This is a genomic window from Oscillibacter sp. PEA192 (assembly GCF_003574015.1).
In the GTDB taxonomy this organism is placed as follows: Bacteria; Bacillota; Clostridia; order Oscillospirales; family Oscillospiraceae; genus Oscillibacter; species Oscillibacter welbionis.
Map to the genome: position 1 here is coordinate 2,079,802 of NZ_AP018532.1, position 19,963 is coordinate 2,099,764.

Annotated in this window: 19 protein-coding genes; 7 read left to right on the top strand and 12 right to left on the bottom strand. The window is 58.2% G+C overall.

The features are described from left to right. Nucleotides 1-15 precede the first annotated feature (15 nt). The 3 genes from DN611_RS10300 (at nt 16) to DN611_RS10310 (ending at nt 3,518) form a co-directional block, all read left to right on the top strand. Nucleotides 16-903 carry a helix-turn-helix transcriptional regulator gene (locus DN611_RS10300; protein WP_119311283.1) on the top strand — a complete coding sequence of 296 codons (888 nt, stop codon included), beginning with the start codon at nt 16-18 and terminating at the stop codon, nt 901-903. A 210-nt stretch (nt 904-1,113) separates the two neighbouring features. After that, a complete protein-coding gene (locus tag DN611_RS10305; protein ID WP_119311920.1) occupies nt 1,114-1,374 on the top strand; it encodes a DUF6110 family protein in 261 nt (86 codons plus the stop codon). A 56-nt stretch (nt 1,375-1,430) separates the two neighbouring features. Next, nucleotides 1,431-3,518, top strand: a complete 2,088-nt coding sequence (locus DN611_RS10310; protein ID WP_119311284.1) for a heavy metal translocating P-type ATPase — start codon at nt 1,431-1,433, stop codon at nt 3,516-3,518. Nucleotides 3,519-3,755: 237 nt separating this feature from the next. Here DN611_RS10310 and DN611_RS16695 read toward each other — a convergent pair whose 3' ends face one another. The 7 genes from DN611_RS16695 to DN611_RS10340 form a co-directional block, all read right to left on the bottom strand. After that, nucleotides 3,756-3,932, bottom strand: a complete 177-nt coding sequence (locus DN611_RS16695; RefSeq protein ID WP_160117426.1) for a hypothetical protein — start codon at nt 3,930-3,932, stop codon at nt 3,756-3,758. A gap of 5 nt (nt 3,933-3,937) precedes the next feature. After that, the gene (locus DN611_RS10315) at nt 3,938-5,515 is read right to left on the bottom strand and encodes a hypothetical protein (RefSeq protein ID WP_119311285.1); all 1,578 of its coding nucleotides are present in this window, start codon (nt 5,513-5,515) and stop codon (nt 3,938-3,940) included. Between the two features lie 47 nt (nt 5,516-5,562). Next, on the bottom strand, nt 5,563-6,111 hold the full coding sequence (locus DN611_RS10320; RefSeq protein WP_119311286.1) for a DUF5697 family protein: 549 nt from the start codon (nt 6,109-6,111) through the stop codon (nt 5,563-5,565). An 18-nt stretch (nt 6,112-6,129) separates the two neighbouring features. Continuing rightward, complete coding sequence (locus DN611_RS10325) at nt 6,130-7,281, bottom strand: replication initiator protein A (RefSeq protein WP_119311287.1); 1,152 nt, start codon at nt 7,279-7,281, stop codon at nt 6,130-6,132. Nucleotides 7,282-7,376: 95 nt separating this feature from the next. Continuing rightward, entirely contained in the window at nt 7,377-9,572 is a 2,196-nt protein-coding gene (locus DN611_RS10330) for a VirD4-like conjugal transfer protein, CD1115 family (RefSeq protein WP_119311288.1), read from the bottom strand. Then, nucleotides 9,565-10,680, bottom strand: a complete 1,116-nt coding sequence (locus tag DN611_RS10335) for a hypothetical protein (protein ID WP_119311289.1) — start codon at nt 10,678-10,680, stop codon at nt 9,565-9,567. Before DN611_RS10335 ends, DN611_RS10330 begins: the two co-directional genes overlap by 8 nt. 266 nt (nt 10,681-10,946) lie before the next feature. Continuing rightward, nucleotides 10,947-11,606, bottom strand: coding sequence for a hypothetical protein (locus DN611_RS10340; protein ID WP_119311290.1), 660 nt, complete (start codon nt 11,604-11,606; stop codon nt 10,947-10,949). Nucleotides 11,607-11,730: 124 nt separating this feature from the next. On the opposite strand from DN611_RS10340, the gene DN611_RS10345 reads away from it, so the two are divergent. Together DN611_RS10345 and DN611_RS10350 are read left to right on the top strand one after the other, a co-directional pair. Further along, on the top strand, nt 11,731-11,994 hold the full coding sequence (locus tag DN611_RS10345; RefSeq protein ID WP_333637335.1) for a nucleotidyltransferase family protein: 264 nt from the start codon (nt 11,731-11,733) through the stop codon (nt 11,992-11,994). Further along, entirely contained in the window at nt 11,991-12,347 is a 357-nt protein-coding gene (locus DN611_RS10350; protein ID WP_119311291.1) for a HepT-like ribonuclease domain-containing protein, read from the top strand. Before DN611_RS10345 ends, DN611_RS10350 begins: the two co-directional genes overlap by 4 nt. A 16-nt stretch (nt 12,348-12,363) precedes the next feature. Here DN611_RS10350 and DN611_RS10355 read toward each other — a convergent pair whose 3' ends face one another. The 4 genes from DN611_RS10355 to DN611_RS10375 are packed head-to-tail and all read right to left on the bottom strand — an operon-like array spanning nt 12,364 to nt 16,778. Beyond that, entirely contained in the window at nt 12,364-14,952 is a 2,589-nt protein-coding gene (locus DN611_RS10355) for a VirB4 family type IV secretion system protein (protein WP_333637336.1), read from the bottom strand. After that, nucleotides 14,903-15,256: a hypothetical protein gene (locus DN611_RS10365; RefSeq protein ID WP_119311292.1), complete on the bottom strand. Its 354-nt coding sequence runs from the start codon at nt 15,254-15,256 to the stop codon at nt 14,903-14,905. The genes DN611_RS10355 and DN611_RS10365 overlap by 50 nt, the downstream gene beginning before the upstream one ends. After that, on the bottom strand, nt 15,246-15,524 hold the full coding sequence (locus tag DN611_RS10370; protein WP_333637337.1) for a helix-turn-helix transcriptional regulator: 279 nt from the start codon (nt 15,522-15,524) through the stop codon (nt 15,246-15,248). The genes DN611_RS10365 and DN611_RS10370 overlap by 11 nt, the downstream gene beginning before the upstream one ends. Before the next feature lie 9 nt (nt 15,525-15,533). Then, nucleotides 15,534-16,778, bottom strand: coding sequence for a C39 family peptidase (locus DN611_RS10375; protein ID WP_333637338.1), 1,245 nt, complete (start codon nt 16,776-16,778; stop codon nt 15,534-15,536). 1,569 nt (nt 16,779-18,347) lie between these two features. Here DN611_RS10375 and DN611_RS10385 point away from each other — a divergent pair. Further along, nucleotides 18,348-18,707, top strand: coding sequence for a hypothetical protein (locus tag DN611_RS10385; protein WP_119311294.1), 360 nt, complete (start codon nt 18,348-18,350; stop codon nt 18,705-18,707). Then, nucleotides 18,704-19,486 (top strand): hypothetical protein, encoded by a 783-nt coding sequence (locus DN611_RS16700; RefSeq protein WP_160117427.1) that lies wholly within the window; start codon nt 18,704-18,706, stop codon nt 19,484-19,486. Before DN611_RS10385 ends, DN611_RS16700 begins: the two co-directional genes overlap by 4 nt. A 72-nt stretch (nt 19,487-19,558) precedes the next feature. Here DN611_RS16700 and DN611_RS10395 read toward each other — a convergent pair whose 3' ends face one another. Next, nucleotides 19,559-19,924, bottom strand: coding sequence for a hypothetical protein (locus DN611_RS10395; RefSeq protein WP_119311296.1), 366 nt, complete (start codon nt 19,922-19,924; stop codon nt 19,559-19,561). Nucleotides 19,925-19,963 lie beyond the last annotated feature (39 nt).

Genomic DNA, 19,963 nt, shown 5'->3' on the forward strand with positions numbered 1-19,963 from the left:
AGAGGAGGCGGGCAGATGCTGGCGGAAGTTCTGGCTGACCGGGGAGAGTGGGTACAGGTGATGCCTGGCGCACGGGCCTGTCTGTTCTCTTTGGAAGAAAGCCCCTTTCCCCTCCATCTGCCTCTCCATCTGGATCACCTGCATTTTGAGACCTTGTTCTGCCAGTCCGGAACGATGGCCCTGACTCGGCGGGACGGCTCGGCCCTGCGCTTAGGCGCCCGTCAGGTGCTGCTCCTCACAGACCTCTCCGGCCTGGCCGGCGCCAGAGTCGATACTCCGCTTGCTGGCATCTTAGTGGCGGTGGACGCACGGGGCGCCCGAGGGAGCCTGGATACCATCTGCGATCTGTTGGGCGGTCTGAACCTGGACACCGGACAGGTCCGCCGGTGGATGGCCAGACGGGAGGGCTGCGCCGTGGAGGGCCCTACCCACTGGAGCCGGGCGGCCTTTGCCGACCTGGACCGCCTGCCCCGGAGCGAGCAGGCGCGGTGGTGCGTGTGGAAGTCGGTAGAGCTGTTGTATCTGCTCTCTGCCCAGGAGGAAGAGACGCCGGATGCGCCTCCATCCCCGGCGCTTGACCGGAAGACTGCCTTGGTCTTGGATGAGACCCGCCGGTATATGGAGGAGCATCTGGACGAGCACCTCACCATCCCAACTCTCAGCCGCCGTGCCCTGCTCTCTGCCACGACCTTCAAGAAAGGGTTTCACCGCATGTACGGCCTACCTGTCCACACATGGCTGCGGCAGCGACGGATGGAACGGGCGGCGAAGCTGCTGCAAGACTCCTCCCTCAGTGTACTGGGGGTAGCCCAGGCGGTGGGATACGGCAGTGTCAGCCAGTTCAGCGCTGCCTTTCGGCGGCAGTATGGACTAACGCCGGCCCAATACCGAAAAAATGCCTGAAAAGGCATAACCTTGTCCACTTGGGTGATACATGGAGTTCTTTCTCTGCTATAATTTTTTAATACGCAAAGAAACGAGTTCGTTTCCAGACAGGAGGATACTCAGTGAAACAACATCGATTCTGGGCTTGGGGCGCCGTGATCTGTATGGTCATGGTGATGATCACAGGCTACAAACGCAAATAAGTACATAGAAAGGAAGAACCCCATGATGAAGCACTATGTCAGACTGGCCTGCTTCGTAGGCGGCGCCCTGTTCGGCTCCGCCGGTGTGAAGCTGCTTACCAGCAAGGACGCCAAGAAGGCCTATACCCATATCACCGCCGCCGGCCTGCGGATGAAGGACAGCGTGATGGAGACTGTGACCTGTGTGCAGGAGAACGCCGCCGACATCCTGGCCTCCGCGAAAGACATCAACGAGGCCCGGGCCGCCAAGGAGGCCGAGGCCCAGGTGGAAGGCCAGGATGCCTGAAAACTGCGGAAGGGAGCCGGAGAACGGCTCCCTTTTTTCATGAGGAGAGATTTTTGATGAAAGCGACCATCGTACATGAGAGCCGGGGCCGGATGCGCCTGCGGCTCAAGCAGAAAACCATGACCCTCCGCCAGGCGGATCTGCTGGAAGCCTGGCTGAGGAGTCAACCCTGGACCCGTGAGGCCGTGGTCCATGAGCGCACCGGCTGCGTCATCCTGACCTATGCAGGGAAGCGGGAGACGGTGCTCTCCAGCCTCGCCGGGTTTACCTGGGCCGGCGCGGAGGAGCGGATCACGCTCCCCAGCCACAGCACCAGGGAGTTGAACCGGGCGTTCCAGGAAAAACTGGTAAGCAAGGTGACCATGAAGGCGGCCGCCGCCCTGTTCCTGCCCGCCCCGCTGCGGATCGCCCGGGTGGTCTGGCACATGATTCCCTTTCTGGGGAAAGGGCTTCGCTGTTTATGGCGGAGACAGATCAAAGTGGAACTGCTGGACGCCCTGTCCATCGGCATCTCCGCCTGCCGCCGGGACTTCGGTACCGCCGGCATGGTAATGTTCCTGCTGGAGATCGGAGAACTGCTGGAGGACTGGACGCGGAAGAAATCCGTGGCTGACCTGGCAGAGAGCCTGTCCCTCCATGTGGACCGGGTATGGCTGAAGACACCGGCCGGGGAGGTGCTCACCCCCATCGGCCAGATCCAGCCCGGCGACCAGGTGGTGGCCCGGGCGGGAGGTATCATCCCCCTGGACGGCGTGGTGGCGGAGGGCGAGGTCACCGTCAACCAGGCATCCCTCACCGGTGAGTCCGTCCCTGTGGCCAAGCGGTCCGGCGGCGCGGTCTACGCCGGCACCGTAGTGGAGGAGGGAGAGTGCGTCCTGGAGGTGAAACAGGTCTCCGGCCAGGGCCGGTACGACCAGATCGTGGAGATGATTCAGCGGTCCGAGCAGCTGAAGTCCGCCGCCGAGGCCAAGGCGTCCAGCCTGGCCGACAAGCTGGTGCCCTACACTTTCGCCGGGAGTCTCATAAGCCTGGCCCTCACCCGGAATGTGACACGGGCCCTGTCGGTGCTCATGGTGGACTTCTCCTGTGCCCTGAAGCTGGCTATGCCCCTGGCGGTACTGTCCGCCATGCGGGAGGCGGGAAAACAGCACATCACCGTGAAAGGCGGCAAGTTCCTGGAGGCGGCTGCCAAGGCGGACACCATCGTTTTTGACAAGACGGGCACCCTCACCCACGCCTGCCCCCGGGTGGCAAAGATCATCCCCTTCCACGGCAAGGAGGAGGCGGAGATGCTCCGTCTGGCCGCCTGCTTGGAGGAGCACTTCCCTCACTCCATGGCCAACGCCGTGGTGGAGGAGGCCAAACGCCGGGGCTTGCGCCATGAGGAACGCCATGCTAAGGTGGAGTATCTGGTGGCCCATGGCATCGCCAGCTCCGTGGACGGGGAGCAGGTGCGCATCGGCAGTGCCCACTTCATCTTCGAGGACGAGAAGTGCGTAGTTCCCGCCGAGGAGCGGGCCAAGTTTGACGCCTTGCCCCCGGAGTATTCCCAACTGTATCTTGCCATCGACGGAGTGCTCTCCGCTGTGATCTGCATCTCTGATCCCCTGCGGGAGGAGGCGCGGGAGGTACTCTCCGCCCTGCGGGCCTTGGGCGTGCGGAATGCCGTCATGCTCACCGGGGACAGCCCCCGCACCGCCGCTGCCATTGCGGAACAGCTTGGGATGGATGACTTCCGGGCCGGGGTGCTGCCGGCGGACAAGGCGAAGTATGTGGCCGCTTTGCGGAAGGAAGGCCATACCGTCCTCATGGTGGGGGACGGCATCAATGACTCCCCGGCTCTCTCCGAGGCGGACGCCGGCATCGCCATCAGCGATGGGGCGGCCATCGCCCGGGAGATTTCCGACATCACCATCGCCGCCGACAGCCTGTGGGAGTTGGTGCGCCTGCGGCAGCTGGCCATGGCCCTGATGCGCCGCGTCCAGAACAACTACCGCTTCGTCATCGGCTTCAACGGAGCGCTCATCGGCCTGGGTGCGGCGGGCGTGTTGCCTCCTGCCACCTCCGCCATGCTCCACAATCTGTCCACCCTCGGCGTGAGCCTTCACAGTATGAGCGCCCTACCCCTGCCAAAAGCGGAATAGCATCCTCTGAAAAATCCCGGCGCATGGGCACCGGGATTTTTTTCGATCCCCCTTGACAAGCGCCCATGTTGGTTGAAGGATAAAGAAACAATCAATACCAGGTGGACAATGTGGGGTCTGAAACGAAATTTACTATTTTACTTTATCAATATTGCAAGCGGAATGCCCGCAGGACACCTCCCAAAGAGGGTCTGCGGGCATTTAGCGGGCAAGACGGCAGGGCGGCTGGACTACGCCTTAGAACATCAGATAATGGGCCGCATCCTGCCACTGAGCCGGGGAATAATCCTCTGCCTTGAGCTGCTTCAGAGCCTGACGAACACGCTCACGGCTACACAGCAGTCTCAGGTCCGAGAGATAGAGACAGCCCACAAGCTCCTGGAGATCTTCCAGGAGCCGCTTTTCATCCGCCATTCCGCTCACCACTTGGAGAGGATGCGGCCATAGATCAGGCAGCGGTCATAGTCAAACTGCTTGATTGCCAGAATGACCGTGTCCCCCACATGGAAATCCAAGTCAGAGTGCCGGGTGGAGTAGAGGCAAAGGCACACTGTTTCATCTGGAAGCGTGCAGAACACGCCGCCGCCGTATTTGCCGGAGATGACCGCCTGCCGGCGGCTTCCAATGGGGTGCCTTCGGAGCGCGCCGAAAAAGGGATTGTCTACTGTTTCTTTTACCGAAACCCAGAACTGTCCCTCCTGGCGGTCGTACTCCTTCAGAACACAGTTCAAAGTCTGTCCGGGGTGATACCGCGTCCGAAGATCGGGTGTGGCGGTATAAGTGAGGTCCTTCTGGCTCAGGCTCATATCCCTGCCTCCACACTCCACCAGACACCGCCTGGGGCCCACGGCCAGCACGCGGCAGGTCAGCCTGTCGCCAATGCTGCGACCTCCCTTGATGGTATCGAAAAAGTGCCTCTGCGCCGCCAATGCCATTCGGCGGGAACCAATGGCCACACCGCCCTCGCGGTCTACATCCAGAATGGTATAGTCGATCTCCGCGCCGCTCATGTTGCGAAGCACATAGGGCGGCCGCTCCTGGCCTGGGTACCACACTTCAGTTTCCGGGATCAGTACCTTAACCCGATAGCTGATGATGACGGCGCACAGCATCTTGCGCCGCTCGGTCTGCCTTGTCTCCCGGTTGCGGACAGTAAAGGAATGAGTGTCGATACCCATGATCCGCCCGGTCAGAATGGACTTGGAACGGTAGGAGGCGTAGATGGCATTCCACTCGTTCCGCTCCTCTTCAGACAGGTCCTGATCCAGCTTGTTCAGATCCAGAGATAGGATCGTCGGCTTGTTCTCCAGCGGCTTGCTGGTAAACTCCTGTTTAGGTCTGTTTGCCGTTTTTGCCGCCGGCGCTGTACGCTGTGCCGTCCGCACTTTGGGAGGTGGCGCGGGCTCCATACCTTCCATTGTGGCGTCTGCCGTATCACCATCCGCATCCTCCGATGGGGCGGGCGGCATCTCTTCTCCGCCCTCACTCAGGACAAAGGCATCCGTCTCCAGATCCTGGTCATCGTCATGCTCCGGCGTATCGGCGCCCTGGACGCTCAAATCATCTGAATCGTCGCTGGAAGCGTCTTCCTCCCCGGAAACCTGAGCGTCTTCCCCGGAAGCCTCGCCACCGGATGTATCCTCCGCGGAAGACTCTGCTGCCTTTTTGCGGGAAACCCGCTTGCGTTTCGGCTTTTCCTCGGCCGGTGGCTCCGGGTCTGCCTCGCCGGTCTGCTCACTTTCGCCGGAAGGAGGGGGGGCTTCAGGCGGGTCCAGTCCGCCGCCCTCTGCCTGAGCTGCGGGGGCGGTCATCTCATCCCCGACGCCGGCCTCCAGGACGGGGGCTATGCCTTCCACCCTGTCTCCGGCGGGATCGACCCCTTCCACACCGGACGCTTCCTGGGAAGCGCCCGCGGGCGAAGATTCCGCAGCACCGGAAGCTGTGATACCGTCTAAGCCAAGGCGGTCCATGGTTTCATCATGCTCTGTGTAGCTCATAGTCTGGCTCCTTTCTGATTTGGATTAGTTGTTCACTTACTGTGGTGTCATTGGCTGGCCTCACCTCCCTTAAAGAACCGCAGGCGGCCCTCCTTCTGAATGACAAAGTAGTGCCGCTGCTGGATATGTAAAAGCCGATGCTGCCCCAAATCGGACAGGAAGAGAAGTACGGTCACATCCTGAGACTGCTGTGCCAAAAGGATGCTGACAAGCTGTTCCCGCCCCGGCTCCACCGGCAGGACCGCGAATGCGTCGATTTTCCCAATCTCCCGCTCCAACAGGAAACAGAGCTTGTATGGCGGCCTCCGGCTGGTGAGCTGAAGCGGCGGGCTGACTGCGATAGACAGCAGAATGTCCAGCGCACACAGCATCTCAGGGTCCGCCTCCTGTCCCCGGAACTCCGCCAGGCACACGAGGTTGTCTCCAACAGGGATCAGCTCTCCCGCATAGCGCAGATAGCGCAGCATCGCCTCACAGTGGTGCTTGGCTTTGGACGGATCGTAGAGGCGCATAAGCGGAAGGATCTGATCCAGGCGCATATATCGGACCTCGCGCAGGATACTGAGTAGAAACTGCTGGTCACTCGTCAGAAGCATTGGACTTCACCACCTTTCTCACTCCTCGCCGGAGGCTCCGCCTATGCTGTTGAGATAAGGGTCAAGCAGAAGATCGCTTTGCGATTCGCAGATGGCGTTAAAAATGACCGCCATGGTATAGGCGGTCGAATTTTTGACATTGCGCTGGTTTTGCCGGAGTTTTCCTTCCACGGACTGGAGGATGGTGCTGTCCAAATCCCACAGCCGGGAGCGCACATTGGCCTGGGGCAGGATGGCGTCCCCAATCCGGTATTCACGCGTGTAGAACAGCCGTTCAATGGCGTTTTCAAACACCTTTGCCGTTTCCGGGTCAAAGACCCAAAGGGAACAGTTCTCCAGGATCTGCGTGAGCTGTTCCTGCTCAGAAAGATTTCTCCACCACGGCCCCAGTCCGTCCATCCGGTCTCCAGCGCCGGACGGACAAGACTGACTGAATTCAGTATGAATCCCATCAGTATGATTTAAGTCAATATAACTGGAGTCCCGCTGGTCAACTTCTGGAAGTTTCGTTCCCAAATCTCTTGAAGTTCCAGATTGGGACTTCAAGAGGTCCGGGCCTGGGACTTCTAAGCCGGCCGCAGTGCCCCGCTGCTCCGGCTGAGAGGGGACAAGAAGTTCCGGTCCTGCACTTCTTGGGGAGGCAGGAGGGACCTGTGCCTCGTGTGGCTCCGGTGGAGTACGATCCTGGCCATCTGGCCCTGTCTCCAAAGCCGGCCCACCAGTGGGCACCGGCTGTTCCCCTCCGGCGGCCTCATGTTCCGGGGGCACAAAGGGGGCGCTGCCGCCCACCGTCTCCCGGTGTTCCACCAGGGCAAGGTAGATCTGATTGGCGTCTCCGCGGCCACACCTGCGCTCCCAGATCAGGCCGGCGGAGGACAGTTCTTTCATCGCCTCAATGATTTTGTGATAGCTCACCTGCATTTCGCTGGCCAGGGAGCGGCGGGTGTAGACGATGAACACCTCGCCGTCGTCGTTGATCCAGCCGTTGAGCCGGGAGAGCTGGAAGCGGTTGAGTAAAAAGGTGTAGGCCACCTTGGCCTCCAGGGAGAGCCCCATGTATCGGGGCTCGGTAAACAGCCAGCGCGGCATCTGGAGGTGGTAAATGTTTTGTATGTCCCCCTGCTTCATCAGCGGGAAAGACGGCTTTTTCGTCATTGGTGCTGCCTTCATGATGACTCACTCCTTTGATCTCGGAAATCTGTTTGCTGTTGGTAGTTTCCTCTAATAAAGGAGGAGGGGGCGCTGAGCAGCGCGTCCCCTCCCGGTTATGGGCCGCCTACTTCATCGGGCGGCGTTTCAATCAGGTCAAACGCTCCATAGGGGGCATCGGTGGCCGAGAGCTGCGTGGAGCGGTCTTCGGGCTCCATGTCCAAAAGGCCGTAGTCATACTCCTGTACGGGGCCGCGCCCGGCCTTCGGCTGAGCCGGCGCTTTTTGTTCCACAGCTGGCTGCTGCGGAGACGGCTTCGGGACATCGGAGGGCGGGGACAGCGGCGGCCCCTCATGTGAAGCAACCCCCGGTGTGGCTGGAGGCGGCACAGGCTTTTCATTCCTGCCGCGAGTCTCTGCGGGGGGCTTGGGCGCTTCCTCCCACCGGCGCCACTGTGGTATGTAGTCCGACACCCGCACATCATGCAGACATTGGAATCGCGGGTGTTCATCCGGCGTGATCTTGTAGAGCTTCAGAGGCTTTTGCCCTCGGAGAAGCACCAAACTCTCCTGATTGTCCATGCGCATGATTTCATCCGGAAGCATGAGGGCCCGCTGGGTATTGCTTTTGGTCTGGCTGTATGGCCGGGTGGAGCTGTAAACCGGAGAAAACAACGGCAAAAGCGGCATTTGGTTGTTCTCCACCTTGATGGTGACCATGCCGCACTTTTTTGAGATGTAGGTCGCCGTGTCCACATCGTTGCATCCAAGGCAGATTTGAATATCCGTACAGCCGATCAGCTCCTCCCACTCTGTTTTGGGATAGCGGTCCTGAAGCTGGGGGATAGACTGCACGATGAGCTGACAGAAGATCCCAGAGCCGCGGCAGAAGTTGAGCACCCGCTTGAAATCTGGGAGTTTCCCGATATTGCAGAACTCCTCCAGGCACACATTGACGGTCATGGGCAGCCGCCCATGCTTGCCGTGACGCCGGCCGTATTCAATAAGACGGGCGAAAAGCTGAGAGAAGAACAGGGAACTCAGGAACTCCAGCGAGGAGTCCTGCGCGGAGATGCAGCAGAAGTAGGCGCAGGGCTTTTGACCGGGAAGCGTCAGGTCGATCTCGTTGTAGGAAGTGATTTTGTCTACCAAAGGGTTTTGGAATACAGACAGTCGGTTGCCCAGTCCAATGGCGATGTTGCCCCAGATCTGCCGGTTGGCCAGCTTGAAAATGCCGTAGGGCGCCAGCGCCGGATGGCCTTTGGGCAACGCCTCAAAGCGCCGTTCCAGATCTCCAAAGGACTCGTTTGAGAGCATCCGGTAAATGGCCCCGAGAGACCGCTGCTGGATGGGAAGCAGCTCCGTGGTGCCGGGAATGGTCTGGGTCGCGACATAGTGCATCAGGGCCATGAGCAGATTGAGTTCCGCCTTTTCCCAAAAGTCCTGCCGCTCGTTGGCGTTGGAGGTATTCTTGATGATGACCTCCGCAATGGACTGCACCAGGTCTTTGTCCTTTTCAATCCCGCTCAGGCAGTTCCAGGCATCGCTGTTTTCCATGTCCAGAAGGTTGAACATCCGGACCTCATAGCCCTGTTCCCGGAGAAAAGAGGACATACTCTCGTAGACCTCTCCCTTCGGATCAACACAAATCAGGCTCTCCTGGGTGCTCCGCTTGTCAGCGCATTGGAGGATAAAGGGCTTCACGAAGCCGCGGGTCTTGCCCGCACCGGTGGCGCCATATACCATGATGTGCTCCGTCAGGCCGTTATTGGGGCGCAGAGTCACATACTCAGCGTACTTGTCATCATCGTCCGGATCATCCTTCAGCTTGCCGAGAAGTGTTCCGGACAACTCTTTAATCGGACCCGTCAAGAGGATTTTCTCCTGCTCCTTCTTGGACATAAAGCCAGAGGTCCCATGCGTACCATCGGGAAGGATGTCAAAACCGCGCTTGTCCCGGACAAACTTGTAGCCGGAAAACCAGATGTAGCCCTTTTTGGTGATGAGGCAAAAAAGAATGAAGCAGATTGCCGTGACTCCCAGCCCCGTGGGAGTAAAGACGGCCAGCAGATTGCGGAATGGGTTGACGACCCAAATGGAGCCCACCGGCTCGCCGGTCGCGTTGAAGGTGGATTTGATCCCAAGGTGGACGGAGTTGATGAGCATTCCGTAAAAGTACCAGCAAAACAGCCCCAAGGGGATATAAAACTTCCACTTTCCCTTGCGTCGGTCAAAAAAACGCTCCAGCTTCTTCCCCCATCGCCCCGAAATGCGATCCTCCAGGCGAGCCAGCTTTTCCGACAGTCTAAACATGAATCATCCCGCCTTTCCACCGAAGGGGCTCGTCCGGCCAGGGGTCACCCGTGGAGAAGTTTTCTCCAAAAGCCGCCGTAAGCACCTGTGTATTGATACGCAGGGCCCGGACCGGTGCCCCGCGGGGGAACTGGTCCAAGAGCAGGCCGGACATCTGGCCCTCCAGGGCGGCCACGAGAATTTCACGCCGTCTCTGTTGGCAGGCGTCGCGGCAGATCCGCTCCAAGCGGCGCAGGTCCATATCCACCGCGATTACCAGAGGATTGCCGTCCACATGGCCGTCCGCTTCCGGGAGACGGTCATCCTCCGGTTTCCATCGGGCTCCAAAGGCGGCCTGTGCGATACGAGTGCGATAGTCTGCCTGACGCATGATCGCCAGCTGCATGGCCCCGGTATCGTCACAGGAAACCAGGGACACCGGAATGCCAAGCCGTGGATAAGCCTGGCTGTAATCGGCAAAACCTTTTTTTCCGTTCCGTACCGAAGGCGTCTGACTGAAGAGTATTTCATAAATAGAGCGATAGCTCTCTCCACTCAAAAGAAGAACCTGGGGTGTGTCCAGTCGCTCGCTGAACACGCTTGCCAGGTTATAAAGATGGGACAACTCGTTGTTCATAAAAAAGCCGGGAGTTTGCCGGCTGACATATTGGAGGAGATAAGCGTGGTCTCCCCAGTGACCAAAGCCGACACAACTGGCGGCGTTCATCAGATTGCCGTCCCCGCCGCGCAGGGCGAAAGCGGGGAGAAAAACCGGCTGGCGCTTTAATCGCTCTACCTTGTCATAGGCCGGCTCAATTCCTGCCCCCAGGCAGGTGAGCAGGACAGTCCCCACTTCTAATCTTCGGCGCAGGGCGGGGCTTTGCGCATAGGGGCGTTTAGTGGGTACGCGGCAGTCAATCTCCATAGACGCCAGGAATTGATAGCCCTCCGGGGAGGGCATCAAATATTGATTACTGCGGGAAAAGCTCAGCAGCCCCAGCGTGGACAGAAGCTCCGCCTCACGGTAAAGGTGTTTCAGGGAGGAAAGAGCCCGCAGCGGAGCCAGGGGAAGCCATTGATAGGCCCCAGCCAGACGGAGCAGGCCAAAATCCCTGCGGTCATAGAGCATGGTAGCCCTCCTCTCAAATTTGTAGTCTGTTTGTATCGGTAGGTGGCATAGGACATCTACAAATTTTTAATGTAACGGATGACCTGTCGCATAAAAACAAGTGCAGACAGCAAAAAAGCGCCCGGACCATCGGTTATATCCCGCTGCGGGATGCCCCGGTGGTCCGGCCTGAAATAGTATGCTGCATGTAACGGATAAAAACTGGGATCTGCCTGCTGCTGTAACCGATGTTGTACCCCCGCCTGGCGATCCGGTGTAGCCGGAGGTCAACGGGAAAGGGGATATTGGTCGGAGCGTATGAAGAAAAAGTCCCCCGCATCCTGGACAGGGAGCACATAGATGTGGCACTCCGCTTCCGACGAGCGTCTGGACAGCAGGCATACCCCCAGGCTGTACTGGTCATCGTCAGCGACGACCCGACCCTTGAGCGCGTTTGAGATCGCCTTCCACGCTTTATTGTCCTGGTCGTAGACCTGCCGGGCGGCGATGTCGCAGTGTTCGTCGATCACCAGCAGGGCCTCCTCCAAAAGAGGCAGCTTGCCGTTTCGCCGTTCCAGCCGGTCCAGGAGTCTGGTTATGGTGTCTGTGATCCACAGGGGACTTGCAAAGCGGCAGTTGGGAAGCAGCGCGTTCAGTTGGATATGAAGCCAGCCAAATTCATTGCACTCCGCACGGCCGGCGATGTGCAGCGGCTCCAGTGCGGGTTTATGCCCTATCGGTGGAAGCGGCGTCTGATAACGGGCGCAAAGGTTGCGGAGCTCTACCGCTCCCTGCTCGATCTGAGCCGCCACCCGTTCCAGTTCCTCAGAGAGCTGCCTTGAAGGGCCTGTATTCTGATCCAGAAGCGCAGCGATCCGGCCGCTGGATTTGTACGCCTCAAAGGTGATTTCCTGTATCCGCTGGACATGCTCTTTCTGTTCGGACATGATTTTTACTCCTTCGCTTGTTTTTTTTGAGAAAATCGCTTACAATAAAGGCGGGGAATCATACATTTGGATTGGAGGTGTTGGCATGAATGGACATGTGTATTCTCTGGAAGAGATGATAGCCATGATTACGCCGATCCTGCGGAAATACAAAGCGGAACAGGCGATCCTCTTTGGCTCCTATGCCCGTCAGGAGGCAGATGCACAATCTGATATAGACCTGCTTGTGATCGGCGGAGCCAATTTTGACCCGACTGATGTGTTCTGCATTGGGGAGGAACTGCATCGCGCCACGGGAAAGCCGGTAGATGTCTATGAGCTGCGGGAAGTCAATGCCGGCACCGACTTCTTCCGTACCATTTTCTCGGAGGGGGTCAAAATCGCATGAAATACAGCGATATACAGCGGGTTGAAAAAATCAACATTACGGCTGGGAAACTTTTGGCGTATCTGGACGATGCCGGCATTACGGCCCAGATGGTCCTGGAGCAGGAGCCCATTCGCTGGGCAATCACCACGCCGCTCTATAATATCGGAGAGCACGCATATAATCTCTCAAACGAGTTCAAAGAGAAGTACCCTGAGATCCCCTGGGTCAAAATTTCCGGCCTGCGCCACAGATTGGTCCACAACTATGACGACACCAACTGGAGCCTGATCTGTACGATACTGTTTGAGGTCCTTCCAGAGTTCAAGAAATCCATTGAAAATATTTTGCAACAGCAAGGAGCGGGAGCTTAGTTCCCGCTCCTTTTCGCTATTTCACCACATTTCTGGCCCGCAGGTCAGTAGGCGAGGTGGTGATGGCCTCATACTCCCTGGGGGACACATGGACGGCGATGGGGACATGGTTGTGGCCGATGCAGAGCAATCCCTCGCCCCGGCGGAAGCGGGTGATCATCTTGGTCTCCTCTTCAGTCAGGTTGAGAACCCCCTGGATCAGCCGTGCCTCCTGTTCCTCCATCTGCATGATGATTTTAATGCGGCAGCTGTCCAAAATACCTTTTCCGTACTTGCCGCCGTCCAGTGCCATCATATCGGCCATGCCCTGGGAGGTGACGCCGGCAATACCGCCCTGAGAGCGGATCAGCTTTACCATGCGCATGGTGTAGTCGGCGGCCAGGGGATTGGAGTTCGCCCCCAGGAGCTTCCACAGCTCGTCGGAGAGCAGGGCCGTTCCTATATCCCCGTTCTGCACGGTGATGTCAGTGGCAAAGCCGGTGGCCGCGTACACAGTCGCCAGCTGAAGGTCGTCAGGAATATCAGTCAGGTCGATCACAATGTAGGGGTTTTCTGTGTCCACATTGGTATGCCCGCCCATGGAGGCGGCCGACCCGGATACATAGCGGGTCAGGATCACCGACAAGTGCGTGGTTTCCGGCTTCTCCCGCAGGATGTCGTACCATTCCTGGATAACGGGCATCTCCTTGATGGTTACGCCGTCCTCCTCAAACAAGCTGGCATTGTCAAAGGTAATCCCCCGGCGGCCGTAGCACTCGATCAGGGAGGCGTCGATATAGTTCATGTCCTCCTCCGACAAATTGCGCTTCTGGAGGGCGTACCACACGGAGAGCCATGAAACTTTCTCCGCCAGAAGAGACTCCCGGCGCTGGGCACCGCCGTTCTGCGCCGCGTAGGGGGAGGCTTTCAGACGGCGAATGTCCATCAGGCCGAGACAATCCGGGGAGGACGGCCCCAGCTTGATAAACTGGCCTCCCACCGCCTCGCACAGGGGACGGTACTCATGGCCCTTTTCAGGGACAATGTAAATCACCTTCCGTTGCTGCTCCCGAAGCCGCTTGCCGATGCTCTGAAGCAGGGTGGACTTGCCTGCGCCGCTGTTGCCGAACGCGGCAAAATTGCCATTGGTGTACTTGTAGTCATCATACAGGTCGATGAATACCGGGGATCGGTTGTAAAGATTCAGGCCCAGAAAGATACCCTTTTGATCGCTCAGCTCAAAGGAGGCAAAGGGAAACGAAGCAGCCACGCCGGAGGTCAGGGCGTTCCGGCGGCTTTTCCGCTCGATGTCCGGGTCTGAGATCAGAAGCGGCAGGAACGACAAAAAGGCCGCCTCATGCTTATACTCACACCGTTTGGCCAGCATATCAGAGGCCACGCACAAGGTCTCTACCGCCGTCACCCGCTGTTCCAGAGTTTCCGGATCGTCGGCAACGACCTCGATCAAGGTGTGCATATAATAAAAATCCTGGCCCTCCCGGTTCATCCCCTCCTTCAGGTACAGTCCGGCGCCGATTGCGTCCCCCAGCTCCTCAAAGTCCTGACGGGTATCGCCCACATCCCGCATCCGGGAGCGGTTGATCATGGTCGTCTGGCCGATGGCGCTGACCGTTTTTTCACGGGGCTGTTTGACCAGATGAAAACTCAGGCTGACTCCTTCCTCAGCTTCGATCAGGGGTGTGAGCCAGCCTTTGCCTACAACTGTCGAGTAGCCATAGCCGCTGATGTAGAGATAGGCGTGGCATACCCCGTCAATCAGCAGATAGTTGACATGGTGGGTATCTATGTCGGGCGGCGCAATCAGATCAGGAATGGTAGTGGCTCCGGCCTCCAGACGGGAGAGCGGGGACGCCTCCTTTCGGGAAAACCATTTCCGTTTCTTTTTCCCAGAGTTTTCCGCGTCCACCGTGTCCAGCGCCTTCAGCGTTTCTTCATCATAGACGCCATGCACCATTCCCAGCATATCGAATACCCCGTCCGGGAGACGAAGATGCTGAGAGGTGTGCTTATTGATGAGCTTGTAGAACAGATCTAAAATGAAATTGTCTGCATATTCCGGCTCTACAACAGTCACGCCGCATCGGTCCAAATATCTCCGGGCCACCTCCGCCTTTTCGTTGAGCACCGCGGCAATGGCCTCCGGGGTGTGATCCGGAGCTTTCATGGACGGGTCATAGGAAAAGGACAGGAAAAAGCGGTGGGTGAGAGCTTCCCGCTCCACCAGTCGAGGTACATAGTCCATGCTTTCCTCCAGCATCAAGCGGCACTGTTCATTGGTCTCCCGCTCCAGGTAGCCCCTGAGCAGCTTCAGGTAGCCGTCCAGATCAAAGGGCTGGGTCAGGACATTGATTTGAAGATTGGCCGGCGCGATTTTCAGATAAGCGGCGAAGTCCTCTATGGCGGCGCTCTTGTCCATGCTGGACATGGTGTAAAAGTTGACGGGAAGCAGCTCTAATATCTTGACAAAGCGTTTGTCCCGGGTGATGACTACCCCCTGGACAATATCCTTGATGGGAAGCCACGCCTGTATGCTCCCGTCATAGGCTCCGCTGCGGTCACTGATCCCGGTGACGGAACCACCGAAGATAGCGTCTTTCAAATTCATGAGCGTTCACCTCTCCACGATAGGTCAGGACCCGGCGCCGCCGGCGCCAGGTCCACCAGGTTTTCAAATAGCGGGTCAAGCTGTCGTCTTTCAGGCCAATCAGCGCAAAGCCCACGGTCGGTACCAGCAGGCACAGCGTCACAATGATCTTCCATGTGATTGTAAGGGGCAATAGAGTGGCGCAAAGCCCCAGGACCGGCAGGCCCAGGACAACCGCCTCGATTGCGTTTCGGATCTCGAAGAGCCCGAACAGCTTTCCCGCATCGGTATAGTTGACTGGGATATAATAAGTTTCAGAATCCATGCTCGTCGTCCTCCTTGGACATCGAAAATAGCCACGGGACAGAGTCCAATTCGTGCGCCAGCCCGACAAGCGCCGCTCGCCGGGTAGCGATAACAGCGGAAAAAGCACGCCGGATCAGTGCCTCATGGCCTATGCTCTGACTGGCCGTGTCAAGTTCAATCAGGCTGATCAGTTGCCTGGAAACGCCGGCCGCATTTGCCAGCTCTGCTTGAGAAATACCGTAGCGCAGACGGAGCTGCGTCATTCGACACATTTTCTGTTCCGCCATGGGAGCCACCTAAGCGGACATGACCCAGAAGGGGCCGCCCGAGCCGGCGCGGCGGGACGCTTCATTGAGGATGATCCCCAGCTCCCATTCCTGATTGCTTCGTTTCACGCTGGCCGGATCTGCCACCAGGATCTTTCCGTCCTCGGTCATGCCCCGGAGAACGATAAAATGGCCGGAGCTGGTGAAATGGCCCTTGGACATAATGGCGATCACGAGCTTGCCATTCTTGAGCGCGTCCACCAGCTTTTTGCTGTCGTTCCCGATCCCTGTGACGGTCAGCCCATAATGAGCGCCACCATTGGGGATCAGGCTATGGTAGCTTCCGTTTCCCTCACAGCGGTACCCGTTTTCCACAGACCACTGGGCCACATCGTAGGGCGTCACCTGATTGCTTGTCAGCGAGGCCACGGCAATGGCCAGGGCGGTGGGGCCGCAACCGGCCTCCCCGATGGTGCCGGACTTGCCGTACATCTTATTTCCCCAGCGGGAATCCGTCTGATTATAGTAGATGACCGGCGTTTCTGCGTCAGAAAAGGTGATGTCGCCGTAGTCCGTGTTGTAGTAGCCGTCACCATCGCTGTCTCCGTAGGACAGACTTTGATCTTCTGCCAGCGTGGAATAAAGCAGCGCAGCCCAGTCCCGTTCCTCCTGGGTAAAGTTCAGCTTGTCCATGTACTCATCGGGTGTCAAATCACGGACAAAGATATTCAGGATGCGGTCGATCAAAGAAGTAGAGTAGGTCAGACGGTCATACATCATGTCTTCAATGGCACTTTCATCCATGGTGTAAAGGTCCTGTTTATACCGGACCGAACCAATCGCCATCAGCCAGTATTTGTTCATGTACCCCAGGTCCTGGTCCACACCATAGTCATCATACAAGGGCTTTCCATCGGACCAGAAGCGCGGAAGAATGCTGTCCACCAGGCGAAAAACTGCAGGCTGCTGGTAACTGTCCAGATTTTGATAGATCCCGTCAAGCTCCTGAGCGGATGCAGTGAAGTCGATGATCTCCTGATCGGTAGAGCTGGAGTAGCCGAAGAGAATATTGGGAAGCGCCGTGAAAACGAGCATAGGGACCAGGATTACGACGCACAGGAGAATGACAAAAAGCCGGATCAACTCCGGCAAAAACGATTTGGCGGCCTCAACAGCCGCGCCATAGACGCCGCCCGCGGCCGCTCCTCGCGCAATGTTTACAGCGGCGGAAGCCGCCCGGGCCGCTTTCTGGCCCGCCGAAGATTGATTGCTCATGGCTCACTCCTTTTCTTCCTTGATTTTGGCGACTTTCCCGCTCCACCCGGCGTTGGCGGCATAGCGCCTTTCATACGCATGGTGCCGCGGTTTACACCTGGAGGGGTGACGACTCCTTGCGGAACCGTCCCTGCCGCTGCGGCGGAAGGCGTCTGCGCCTTTGCCGGAGCCCTCCCAGTCCCGCCGGGCCTGCGCGTTCCTGCCGTTCCGGACGGAGAAGTACTGCTTGTAACGGAATGCGCCTCATGGCCGGCAGCGGATGCTGTTCCTGCTGTTCCGGGCGGGGGCGCGGCATGGCTGATCCGGGAACTGCCTGCTGTGGGGCGGGGACTTCCTGCCATATCCGGCAAAACACTTGCTCCGCCCGGGGAGGTGTGGGGCTTGGGGGAGGCGGTATATCTTCCTGCCATACCGGCGAAGGGGGATGCCGCTCCAGATGCGGTACTGCTCCCGGCGGGGGTACCTGTTCCTGCCATACCGGAGGAAGATGCTTCACCGCCGTGAGATTGACGACCACCAGCAGGCGGCCGTGTTCCTGCCGTTCCGGGGGTGGAAGCGCCGCCCTCAGGCGGCCTCTGGCTCCCAACCGGGGGACGGGCTGTGGATTTCTCCGTTGCAGCAGATGCGCTGCTGCCTACACGAGACACGGTATCTGCACCGCGAGAAGCAGTTCCTGCCGGAGCAACCGGCGGACGGGGCTCTGATTTTTCACCTCCAGCGACACCAGGAGGCGTCGGAATCTTCGGAGTCCGGTCCTGCTGGAGCGGTGGACGCTCCCGTATGGTTTCACGAGTGCTGGAGGTGTGTGCCGTGCGTTCAGGGCCGCCCACGGCGGCGGTCCCAGGCGTTACGGCCGACCTGCGGGTTACGCCTGCTCTGTCAGGCTGTTTGCCGTCTGCCTGCCCATGCGAGGGGGCAACAGGCGGCCGGAGGGTCCCATCCTGCGGTCCGGTAGTACGGCCCGGCGTCCCCTGGGAGGAGATGCCATTCACACTGTCTGTCCGAATAAAGGCGGCAGTATAAGGCCTGGAGGTGCGGGTCCCCCTTGCCTCCGGGGGAACAGAACTGCGCCGTGCCCCGTGCGTATGGACTGTCGGCTCTTTACTGCCCTTGCGGTCAGCGGCCGCTTGCTCCGCTCCGGGTATATGTCCGCTGTCCGGCGGGGCTTCATCCACATTGGAGGCGGCGCCCTGCACAGTCTGTTTGGAAGCATATACTCCGCCTTGAGCAGCAGAAGAAGAACGGGGGTCCGCCTGTGTTCCTGCCTGTTGACCGCTGCTGGCAAATCCAGAAGAGGCTCCAGCGCCGCCGGGACCGCCGCCAGAGGGAGGCGGCGGGGGTGTGCGTGGATTGGTGCGCGGCTCCGAAGGGCTTCCACCGGAACTGCCTCCCTGTCTGCTTTTAGCTCCGACAGAGTTTCCTGCGGCCTTTGCGATAGAGCTCCCAATGCCCTTGACGACCGCATAAGCCACCATGCCGGGCAGCCCGCGGCCGAGTCCGTCGCCGGTAATGGCAGGATTTAAGCCCATTCGGGCGATAATTCCGTCTATCTTGCGGGCAACTCTGGCAATGCCGACGATCAGAAGCATCCAGGGCAGGACGGCGACCCCGCTTGGCACATACCCCAAAGCCGAAATCAGCAGCTTCAGGAATATGACATTCATAATCATCATCACGCACATGGAGCCGAACATCCGGCACCAGCCCTTGAAAATGTCCTCTGTATTTTTGGAGCCGCCCATTCCAAAGGCAAGCGGAGCCATAAGGACAAGGATGGCCGTCACTACATACCGCTCGGCCACCTCAAAGCACAGCTTCACAAACTGCCACATCACGACAAGACCCACAATGATAATTAAAAGCCAGGAGGCGCCAATGTTGAAGTTGCTTTCGTCCGGAATGGTGATGGTGATGCTGGTGGGGATTTGAAGCAGGCCAATCACATGGGCGGAAATCCCGAGGCCGATCTCGCAGATCTGCTGGCTTGCCAGGAGCAAAAAGGCGAATACAAAGGTCCGGGTAAACAGCAGTTTGGGATCTTCCCCCTCAAAGCCCAGACCAGTGACCATGCTCTTCGTGGCCTGAAAGACCAGATTGCCCAGGAGCAGCGCCCACCCGGCGGCAATTACAATGCTCAGGATGTCATTTGTGACTGGCGCTACCATTCGGAAATAACTGAGGTCCATCTGGAAAACTTCCAGGAGAGAATTTGCGATATACTGGACCATCTCAAGGCACAGGCTGTAAATCCACTGAACAAAGCCCTTAAAAATTCCTTCAAGAATAAAAACCACCTCCCAACCGGCGTGTGGCTGAGAGGTTTACTGAATGGTGGCCAGGCCGTCAAAAAGAGGCCGGACATAGGCCAGGAAGGCGCCCATTCCATTGATAATAGCCCAGGCAATCCAAATTCGTTTGAGCCAATCCCATGCCTGATCGGTTTTATGCTGATTATTGGAAACTTTAGCCCCGATCACAGCAACGGCGGACATCAGGCCGGCCAGCACGGTGCTGATCCCGGCGATTTTGTTATAGACATCTACAATGATGCGGTTTGCGGCCGTCCACATATCCTCTACGGCCAGAGCTGGCGTAACCATATAGGTCACAATCAAAATAAGCGCCATTATCTGAACATAATAGCGGGGGGCTTTAGGCCCGAGACGGACCAGAAGATTTTTCATAGGGCATCCCTCCTCGGAGCATAAAAAGGGACTGTGTAAGCACCCCCGTTCCCGAGGTAATTGCTCACACAGTCCATGATTGACGGTTATTTTTGATTATTTAGGCGTCCGGCTTATGGGAGATTCCATTGCGAAGCCCGCGTCCGGGCTGCACTCGCTCTCCTGGAACAGCCTCCGATAGAAGCCGGGAATATCTTGCAGGTCCGCTTCATCAATGGGGACCCACCAGAGGGTCAGCAAATTCACCCTGTATCTGTGCATGACAGCCTGCTGAAGCCGCTTGGTAAAAAGCGGGATTGCGTAATCAGACTTCACCGAAATGTAAGTATTTCCTTCGCTCTCCCGATAAAGGAGGACATCTCCCGTATCGGCACATTCAAATTTGCCGCCATACATCTCTATATAACGCTCCGCAGCTGTGTGGAGCTCTGTATCATTCAGATAAGAAGAATAGGTCATCATCCGTTGCCTCCATTTTTGAGGGCAGGGGCGGCATACAGG